The sequence below is a fragment of the Rhodospirillales bacterium genome (genome assembly GCA_028824295.1).
In the GTDB taxonomy this organism is placed as follows: domain Bacteria; phylum Pseudomonadota; class Alphaproteobacteria; order TMED109; family TMED109; genus VXPW01.
Window position 1 is genome coordinate 26865 of sequence record JAPPED010000006.1, and the last position, 8042, is coordinate 34906.

At 68.2% G+C, this 8042-nt stretch carries 9 protein-coding genes; 4 read left to right on the top strand and 5 right to left on the bottom strand.

The genetic code is table 11. From position 1 onward, the window contains the following. Nucleotides 1-49 precede the first annotated feature (49 nt). Nucleotides 50-1558 (top strand): DHA2 family efflux MFS transporter permease subunit, encoded by a 1509-nt coding sequence (locus OXH60_03735; protein MDE0711227.1) that lies wholly within the window; start codon nucleotides 50-52, stop codon nucleotides 1556-1558. A gap of 3 nt (nucleotides 1559-1561) precedes the next feature. Here OXH60_03735 and OXH60_03740 read toward each other — a convergent pair whose 3' ends face one another. The 5 genes from OXH60_03740 to OXH60_03760 all read right to left on the bottom strand — a co-directional run bounded on the left by OXH60_03740 (nucleotide 1562) and on the right by OXH60_03760 (nucleotide 4846). Next, complete coding sequence (locus tag OXH60_03740) at nucleotides 1562-2377, bottom strand: TIGR00282 family metallophosphoesterase (protein MDE0711228.1); 816 nt, start codon at nucleotides 2375-2377, stop codon at nucleotides 1562-1564. Continuing rightward, on the bottom strand, nucleotides 2374-2970 hold the full coding sequence (locus OXH60_03745; GenBank protein ID MDE0711229.1) for a 5-formyltetrahydrofolate cyclo-ligase: 597 nt from the start codon (nucleotides 2968-2970) through the stop codon (nucleotides 2374-2376). The genes OXH60_03740 and OXH60_03745 overlap by 4 nt, the downstream gene beginning before the upstream one ends. A 240-nt stretch (nucleotides 2971-3210) precedes the next feature. Continuing rightward, nucleotides 3211-3483 carry a cell division protein ZapA gene (locus tag OXH60_03750; protein MDE0711230.1) on the bottom strand — a complete coding sequence of 91 codons (273 nt, stop codon included), beginning with the start codon at nucleotides 3481-3483 and terminating at the stop codon, nucleotides 3211-3213. Next, nucleotides 3470-3694, bottom strand: a complete 225-nt coding sequence (locus OXH60_03755) for a hypothetical protein (protein MDE0711231.1) — start codon at nucleotides 3692-3694, stop codon at nucleotides 3470-3472. Before OXH60_03755 ends, OXH60_03750 begins: the two co-directional genes overlap by 14 nt. Before the next feature lie 21 nt (nucleotides 3695-3715). Continuing rightward, nucleotides 3716-4846: a TRAP transporter substrate-binding protein gene (locus OXH60_03760; protein ID MDE0711232.1), complete on the bottom strand. Its 1131-nt coding sequence runs from the start codon at nucleotides 4844-4846 to the stop codon at nucleotides 3716-3718. Nucleotides 4847-5051: 205 nt separating this feature from the next. Between OXH60_03760 and OXH60_03765 the strand changes: the two genes are divergently transcribed. The 3 genes from OXH60_03765 to OXH60_03775 form a co-directional block, all read left to right on the top strand. After that, complete coding sequence (locus OXH60_03765) at nucleotides 5052-6188, top strand: FAD-binding oxidoreductase (protein MDE0711233.1); 1137 nt, start codon at nucleotides 5052-5054, stop codon at nucleotides 6186-6188. A 182-nt stretch (nucleotides 6189-6370) separates the two neighbouring features. After that, complete coding sequence (gene coxB / locus OXH60_03770) at nucleotides 6371-7219, top strand: cytochrome c oxidase subunit II (protein MDE0711234.1); 849 nt, start codon at nucleotides 6371-6373, stop codon at nucleotides 7217-7219. A 30-nt stretch (nucleotides 7220-7249) separates the two neighbouring features. Continuing rightward, on the top strand, nucleotides 7250-8042 hold a 793-nt coding region (locus tag OXH60_03775), incomplete at its 3' end, for a cbb3-type cytochrome c oxidase subunit I (protein MDE0711235.1).

The window sequence follows — 8042 nt, forward strand, 5'->3', positions numbered from 1 at the left end:
CGTAACGGTGGCGGCCAGCCCGCCCGAGACGATCAACGTACGCCGGTTCGTGGCGTTCATCGCGATGATCGCGGGCATGTTCATGGCGGTGCTGTCGGTGCAGATCGTCGGCTCGTCGTTCAAGGAGATCCAGGCGGCGCTGGGCGCCGCCCCGGACGAAGTGAGCTGGGTGCTGACCGCCGCCCTGATCGCCGAAGTGATCATGATTCCGCTGTCGGCGCGCTTCAGCCAGATCTGTTCGACCCGCATCTTCTTCACGATCTGCGCTGGCGGGTTCACGCTGGCCAGCGTGGGCTGCGCGCAGGCTTGGGACGTGCCGTCGATGATCGCCTTTCGGGCGACCCAGGGGTTCTTTGGCGGCGGGATGATGCCGATGGTAGTGGCCAGCCTCTACACCGCCATCCCGCGCCGCCTGCAGGTCACGTTCGCCATGATCTTCGGGATGCTCGGCACCAGCGCGGTCGCCATCGGGCCGGTGGTGGGCGGCTGGATCACCGAGGTCCTATCGTGGGAATGGCTGTTCCTCGTCAACGTGCCGATCGGTGTAGTGGTGGTGGTCGTGGTCGGGCTCCTGGTGGACTTCGATCGGCCGGACGTGCGCCTGATCAGGCAGACCGATTTTGCCGGGATTGTCCTCGCGTTCCTCCTGCTCGGGTCGACCCTCTTCGTGCTGCAGGAGGGTCAGCGCCGCGATTGGTTCGAATCCGCCCTGATCCTGGGCTGCACAGTAGTGGCCGGGATCACGCTGTTGGCGTTTCTCGTCCGCGAGTTCACCGCGCGCGAGCCCCTGGTCCGCTTCGGCACGTTCCGGCGCTCCCATTTCCTGGTCGGCGTGCTCCTCATCGGTGTGTTCGGGGGCGGACTGTACGTCCCGATCTACCTGCTGCCGCTGTACCTCGGGCAGGTCCGGGGCTTCGACACCGCCACCATCGGCAGCATCACGGCCGTCCTCGGCGTCTCGATGGTGTTGTCCGGCGTGTTCGCCGGGCATCTAGTCCGCTACATCGGCCTCGGCTGGACCGCCGCCCTGGGTTTTGGGCTGCTCGCGGCCGGCACCATCCTGCACGCCGGTCTCACGATCGACAGCGGGTTCGCCGAATGGGCGCTGCCGCAGGTGCTGCGGGGGATGGGCGCTCCCCTGGCCTACTTCACGATGCTCGATCTCTCGATGAGCTCGCTGCCCGTGTCGGAAGTCAAGCACGGAAGCGCGCTCTTCAACCTCATCATGCGCCTCGGCGCGGCGGTCGGCCTCGCTATCGCGAATACGCTGCTGGTCGCGCGCGCGGACCTGCATTACGCGCGGATCGCCGAATCGATGGCGCTGCCGCCCGGCGGCGGGTGGCAGATCCTGGGGCTGGTGTCAGGCCTGCTCGCCGGAAGCGTCTCGCCCGAGGTGCATGCCGACGCGGTGGGTTACCTGACCCAGATCGCCCAGCGCGAAGCCCTGATCATGGCGTTCAACGACGTGCTGATCGGCAATGCCTGTCTGCTCGGGATGGCCCTGCTCGTGATGCCGGTGGTCGGCCGGATCGCGCGGACGTCGCACGTCCGGCTCTGACGGTCAGAGCCGCGGCCGCGCCTCGGGCAGGTGGCCGCCGACCCGCACCGGTTCGGCCCGCACGGCGAGCCCCGTGCCGTCGGCGGTTTCCACGAACACGCCGGACAGGGAGGCCTCGCCGGTGGCGGCCCGGATCCGCCCCGTGCGCATCTTGGTCCGGAACCGGGCGATCCAGGGCTCGGCCTGGTAGCCGATGACCGACTCGTAGTCGCCGCACATCCCGGCATCCGCCTGAAACGCAGTGCCGCCGGGAAGGATCCGCGTATCCGCGGTCGGCACATGTGTATGCGTGCCGACCACCAGGCTGGCAAGGCCGTCGAAGGCGCGCGCGAACGCCATCTTCTCCGACGTGGTTTCGCCGTGGAGGTCGATCAGCAGGGCGTCCGCGGTCTCCCCGAGGCGATGCTCCTGCAGCAGGGCATCGGCCATGGCGAAGGGATCGTCGAGGGGCTCCATGAAGGTGCGCGCCATGAGGTTGATCACGCAGACGCGGCCGCCGGCGGCCGCGGCGTACACGCCGACGCCGGTTCCGGGCACCGTGCCCGGGTAGTTGTGCGGCCGGAGCAGTCGGGGCTCGCGCGCTGCAAACGGAATGATGCCGGCGTTGTCCCAGATGTGGTTGCCCGACGTGACCACGTCGATCCCGGCGCTGAAGAGCTGCTCGCAGGTGTCCGGCGATGGCCCGTAGCCGTCGAGCGCGTTCTCCCCATTGGCAACCGTGAAGTCGAGCTGCAGGTCCCGCTTGAGGTCCGGGAGGTACCGGCGCAGCGCCCGGATCCCGGTCGCGCCCACCACGTCGCCACAGAAAAGGAATCTCACGGTCCTGCTACGTCCACCGCGTGGTCCCGCCGGTACACCCGACACTCCGTTACTACCATGTCCAAGGTCCGGTCGTGCGGCGCCGTCGGGACTCGGCTTGCGCGTTGCCGCTCCCAGGCCAGGCCGACCACCCGTACTCCCGTACCGAGGGCCGCGAGCGCGCGGTCGATGTACCCGCCGCCGCGACCCAGCCGGCGGCCGCCCGCGTCGAACGCCACCAGCGGGCACAGCACGAGATCGGGGACGACGGTCGGGGCAGTCGCCTCCGGCGCGAGGATACCGACCCGGTCGGGCCCGAGCGGCTCGCCGGGCTGCCAGGCGCGGTACACCGGCGCGGCAGCGCGCTCGACCACGGCCGGGAGCGCCAACCGCACCCCGCGCTCGGCGAGCGCCGCCATCAGCGGACGGGGATCGATCTCGCCGTCGTCGGGCCAGTATCCGGCCGCCACGCTGCCGGGCGGGACCGAAACCTCCCGGAGGACCCTCCGCGCCAGCGCGTGCGCGCCGTCAGGCCGCGTCGCCTGCTCTCGGCGCCGGCGGGCCCGGAACTCCCGCCGGAGCGCCCGCTTCGCCTCGGCCAGTTCACCGGTCATCGGCTCAGGCTGGGTGGGAGGCGCCGCGCCGACCGTTCGCAACGGAAACCACTGTGGCGCAAAATGCTCAGGTGGGCGCCGTTTAACCGGACCACGGCCCGGACAGGGACAGCTCCCCAGTGGTAATTGAGGCCCAAGGGTTGTTCGTGCAGCGCGAATCGGGCAGCAACCATCCCGACCGGGAATCTAGCAAACGTGGGAGCGCAGGGCCTCCGGGGCCCGTCGGGCGGTTCCGCGGGCTCAGGGCAGGACCTTGGCCTGGAGGGCGTCGACGCGTTCCTCGAAGGCGACCAGCCGCGCCATCGCGGTCTCCGCGGCGGTCCGGGCGTCGTCTAGCACGGTCAGCGCCGCCATCAGGATCAGCTGGCTCTGCCCGGCACCCGGATTCTGCTGCTGGAACACGGCGATCTGACGATCGATTTCCGCGGCCAGTGCCCGCACGCGCTCCATCTCCTCCGGCGCGCATGAGATGTGGTAGGGGCGGTTGCCGACCGTGACCTCAAGCCTTGCCATCGGATCCACCCAGCAGATCGTTCAACTGGTCAAGCGCCGCGTCAAGGCGCGCAAGCCCACGCTCGCGCTTCGCGTCGGCGGCCGTCCGCCCTTCGGCGGCGGCGCGTGCCCGGTCGAGGCCGGCCTCGATCTGGTCAAGGCCGGCCTCGATGCGCTCCGATATCCGGTCGACGTTCGCGGTTGCCGGCCCCAGACCCGGCGCGCGGTTCATCGCCGGCCGAACGTCGTGCTGCTATGGCAGGTAGCCCCGATCACCCCACGTCTTGTACTTCTCGCGGAACTCTGAGAGCGAGGTCCATACCCGGGCGAAGTCCGCATCCTTGGCGGCCTCTTCCTCGACCACCTCGTTCCAGGCGTTCTCGAAGACCGCGAGGAACTCCGGCTCCCACTGGTGCACGGTCACGCCGCGCTCCTCGAACTGCACTAGCGCATCCGGCTGCAGGGACTCGGCCAGTCCGTACGACTTCAGGATGCTTTCCGCGCAGGTCGTCTCGACCTGCGCCTGCTGCGCCACGCTCAGGGTCTGCCACTGGTCCATGTTGACGATGAACTCGGAGAAGCTCGTCGGCTGGTGCCAGCCGGGCAGGTAGTAGTGCTTGGCGACCTGGTAGAACCCGAGGTCGAAGTCGATGACCGGCTGCGCGAATTCGGTGGCATCGATCGTGCCGAGGTCGAGCGCCGGATAGATGTCGCCGCCGGCCAGCAGCTGGGTCGACACGCCGACCTTTTCCATCACCTTGGCGCCCAGCCCGAAGAAGCGCATCTTCAGGCCCTGCAGATCGTCCACGCTTTCAATGGGGTTCCGGAACCAGCCGGATCCCTCGGGGGAGATCATCATGCAGTGGACGGGATGGATGTTGTGCCCGGCGTACAGCTCGGTGAACAACTCGTTGCCGCCGCCGTAGCGCAGCCAAGCCATCACCTCGCCCGGCAGCGGGCCGAACGGAATCGCCGTGAAGAACTGCAGGGCCGGAATCTTGCCGGCCCAGTAACCCGGCGTGGACCAGCCGGCATCCACCGCGCCGGTGGACACGGCGTCGAAGATCTCGAGGGCCGGAACGAGGGCACCGGGCTCGAAGAATTGGATGTTGATGGTGCCGCCCGACACTTCCTCGATGCGCTCGACGAACTCCTTGCCGCCGCTTCCGAGGATGACGAGGTTGCCAGGGAAGGTGCTGGGCATCTTCCACCGCACCGTGGTGGCGCCGGTCGCTCCCGGGTCCGTCGCGTCACCGGCGTCGGTTGCCGCCGTGGTGGTCGCATCCCCGGCCTGCTGCGGGCCGTCCTGCGACATGACATTTGCGCCCAAATATCCAACAACCAAGCCGACTACGAGTACGACCACGAGCAGAATCTTATTCATGGCGTGAGCTTCCCTGGTACCGGGCCTGCCGTGGACGTTCCCCGGCTTATCGCCCCCCCGGATACTGCCGCATGGTGCAGGGGCGCGCAAACTGCATGGCTGCCATCAACAGGTGGTGTCACGGTCCGTTGGCCGCTAAATCGAGTACGGGCGGCCGCAGGAAACCTACGAGGCCGCCGCCGCAGGGCTCGGCAGGAGAAATCGGATGTCACGGTCGATGGATGTACTGGTAATCGGGGCCGGCATCGCCGGCGCGTCGGTCGCCGCGCGGCTCGCCCCCCATGGCCGGGTGGTCGTGCTGGAGCGCGAGCCGATGCCCGGCTACCACACGACCAGCCGGTCCGCGGCGTTCCTCACCGAGAGCTACGGCAACCCGTCGATCCGGGCGCTCACGCGCGCCAGCCGGACCTTCTTCGAACAGCCCGAAGAGCATTTCGAGGCGCCGCTGCTGTTCGGATCGGGCGGCGCGCTGTTCATTGCTAGGGCGGATCAGGAAGAAGCCTTCGACCGGGAATTCCAGACCGCCAGTTCACTCGACCCGTCGATCATCGAGGTGACCCCGGACGAGGCGGCCGAGCGGGTGCCGGTCCTCCGGCCGGGCTACGTGGCGCACGCTTATTTCGAGGCCGCGGGCCGCGAAATGGACGTGGACCGGATTCACCAGGGCTGGCTGCGGACGCTGCGCGCCCACGGCGGCGAAACCATCTGCAACGCCGAGGTCCGCGCGATCGAGCGGCACGACGGCCTCTGGCAGGTCGACACCCCGCAGGGACGATTCCGGGCGCCAGTGCTGGTCAACGCGGCCGGCGCCTGGTGCGACGTGATCGGGCGCATGGCGGGTTGCCAGCCGATCGGGCTCGTGCCCAAGCGGCGCACCGCCATCGTGTTTGCCGCCCCGCCGGATGTCGAAATCGGCGACTGGCCGGTGACGCTGGACGTCGAAGAGCAGTTCTACTTTCGGCCCGACGCCGGACGGATCCTCGCGAGCCCGGCCGACGAGACGGACTCGCCGCCCTGTGATGCCCAGCCGGAGGAGCTCGACATCGCGATCGTGGCCGAACGGATCAAGCTGGCCACCACGTTGACGATCGACCGCATCCAGAACCGATGGGCCGGACTGCGGAGCTTCGTGGCCGACCGGACGCTGGTCATCGGCGAGGACCCCGAGCAGTCGGGGTTCTACTGGCTGGCCGGACAGGGCGGGTACGGGATCATGACGTCGCCGGCCGCCGCGGCCGCCGGCGCAGCGCTGATCACCGGCGCATCCTGGCCGACGGAACTGGCGGACGAGGGACTGGCCCCGGACACGTTTGCGGCGGCCCGCCCGGGCCTCGGCCGGTAACGCGACATGCCGGGCCGGGGCTGATTCCAAGCCGAACCGGCCGCCCGACTCGCCGGTCGAAGCCGCCGTACCGCAACCCGCGGCCCGGCCCGCGCGGCATGCGTTGCGCCGTGTTCAACGACGGCTAGACTTCCCGCTTCTGCCCGTGCTGGGGCAGGCCGGAAGGCCGAAGGGGATTGCGGATGCACATTGGCAAACTAGCAGGAGCCGTGCTCGCCCTCGCGTGCGTCGCGACCGGCGCCATGGCAGCTGAGGTCGTGGGCGCCCCCGTGGATTGGGGCCTCAATTTCCAGGTTGCCGGCTCGGAAATGATGAGCGAGCTGCGACGCTTCCACGACTGGCTGCTCTGGCTGATTCTCGCGATCTCCCTGTTCGTGCTGGCCCTGCTGGTCTGGGTGATGGTCCGCTACAACGCGTCGGCAAATCCGACGCCGGGCACCCGGACGCACAACACCGTGCTCGAAATCCTGTGGACGGCGATCCCGGCGATCATCCTGGTCATCGTCGCCGTCCCCTCGTTCCGGATCCTGTATGCGGCCGACGTGATTCCGCCGGCAGACATGACCATCAAGGCGACCGGCTATCAGTGGTACTGGGGCTATGAGTACCCCGACCACGGAGACTTCTATTTCGACGCGTTCATCGTGGACAGCGCTGACGAGTTCGAGGAGCCGCGGCCGTTCGCACGGCTGCTGTCCACCGACCTCCCGGTCGTTGTCCCGGTCGACACGACGGTCCGGGTGCTAGTCACCGCCGCCGACGTGCTGCACAGCTGGACTATTCCTGCGTTGGGGGTGAAGGTGGACGGCGTACCCGGCCGCCTCAACGAGACCTGGTTCCGCGCCGAGCGGGAAGGCATCTATTACGGCCAGTGCTCGGAACTGTGCGGGGACTTCCACGGCCGGATGCCCATCGAGGTCCATGTCGTCTCGCAGGAGGCATTCGATGCCTGGGTTGCCGAGGCGCAAGCCGAGTTCGCGCACGATTCGCCTCTGGGCGAACCCGTGCTGCTCACGCAGACCGCCCACTAGACGCGCAGATCTGTTCGGGGAGAAATCCGCATGACGATGGCTGCAGAGGCACACGCCCACAGCGACCCGACCGGCTGGCGCCGGTGGCTCTACTCCACCAACCACAAGGACATCGGGACCATGTACCTGGTGTTCGCGATCATTGCCGGCGTGATCGGCGGCGTGATGTCGATGCTGATGCGCAGCGAACTGGCCGCGCCGGGCGACGGGATTCTCGGTGGCGACTACAAGCTCTACAACGTCCTGACCACCGCCCACGGGCTGATCATGATCTTCTTCATGATCATGCCCGCCATGATCGGCGGGTTCGGGAACTGGTTCGTGCCGATCATGATCGGGGCGCCCGACATGGCGTTCCCGCGCATGAACAACATCAGCTTCTGGCTGCTGGTTCCGTCCTTCATTCTGCTGATGGCCAGCCCGTTTGTGGGCGGCGGCGCCGGTACCGGGTGGACGATCTATCCGCCATTGTCGGGTAATCCGGCCCATTCGGGTCCCGCCGTCGACATGGCGATCCTGTCGCTACACCTGGCCGGCGCGTCCTCGATTCTCGGGGCCATCAACTTCATCACGACGATCTTCAACATGCGCGCACCGGGAATGACGCTGCACCGCATGCCGCTGTTCGTGTGGTCGATCCTGGTCACGACGTTCCTGCTGGTGCTGGCGCTGCCGGTGCTAGCCGGTGCGATCACGATGCTGCTGACCGACCGGAACTTCGGCACCGCGTTCTTCACGCCGGACACGGGCGGCGACCCGATCCTCTTCCAGCACCTGTTCTGGTTCTTCGGGCACCCGGAGGTCTACATCCTCATCCTGCCCG

What these genes read in the sequence shown, in the direction of transcription:
- OXH60_03750 (MDE0711230.1), bottom strand. Translation starts at nt 3,483, where the DNA reads ATGGCAAGGCTTGAGGTCACGGTCGGCAACCGCCCCTACCACATCTCA.
- coxB (MDE0711234.1), top strand. Translation starts at nt 6,371, where the DNA reads ATGCACATTGGCAAACTAGCAGGAGCCGTGCTCGCCCTCGCGTGCGTC.
- OXH60_03745 (MDE0711229.1), bottom strand. Translation starts at nt 2,970, where the DNA reads ATGACCGGTGAACTGGCCGAGGCGAAGCGGGCGCTCCGGCGGGAGTTC.
- OXH60_03760 (MDE0711232.1), bottom strand. Translation starts at nt 4,846, where the DNA reads ATGAATAAGATTCTGCTCGTGGTCGTACTCGTAGTCGGCTTGGTTGTT.
- OXH60_03755 (MDE0711231.1), bottom strand. Translation starts at nt 3,694, where the DNA reads ATGAACCGCGCGCCGGGTCTGGGGCCGGCAACCGCGAACGTCGACCGG.
- OXH60_03765 (MDE0711233.1), top strand. Translation starts at nt 5,052, where the DNA reads ATGTCACGGTCGATGGATGTACTGGTAATCGGGGCCGGCATCGCCGGC.